This is a genomic window from Thermus thalpophilus (assembly GCF_022760915.1).
Lineage (GTDB): Bacteria > Deinococcota > Deinococci > Deinococcales > Thermaceae > Thermus > Thermus thalpophilus.
Map to the genome: position 1 here is coordinate 1 of NZ_JAKTNS010000132.1, position 406 is coordinate 406.

Annotated in this window: 1 protein-coding gene; it reads right to left on the reverse strand. The window is 68.2% G+C overall.

Annotated elements, in window-relative coordinates; all coding sequences use genetic code 11:
* Positions 1 to 392, reverse strand: a 392-nt coding sequence (locus tag L0D17_RS13330; protein ID WP_243095721.1) for an ATP-binding cassette domain-containing protein, incomplete at its 3' end; no start/stop codon positions are given.
* Positions 393 to 406 lie beyond the last annotated feature (14 nt).

Below are 406 nucleotides of genomic sequence, written 5' to 3' on the forward strand. Positions count from 1 at the left end.
GCGAGGGGGGCGTGGAGGCGGTCCTTTAGGCCGAAGCGCTCCAGCCAGGCCTCAAACCGGGGGCGGACTTCCTTTGGGGGAAGCCCCCGGATGCCCCCGAAGTAGAGGGCGTTCACCAGGAGGCTCAGGTTGACGTAGAGGTTGCGGCTTCCCTCCAGGAGGACGCCGAACTCGTGGCCCTGGGGCCTGCGCCGCGCCCCGCCCTCCTCCAGGACCACCTCTCCCCCATCGGGGAGGAGGAGGCCGAGGACGACCTTGATGAGGGTGGTCTTGCCCGCCCCGTTGGGGCCCAAAAGGCCCAGGATCTCCCCGGCCCCAAGCTCCAGGCTCACCCCCTTGAGGGCCTCCAGCTTGCCGAAGCGCTTGTGGACGTTCTGCACCAAAAGCCGCATCAGTACCTCCCTAA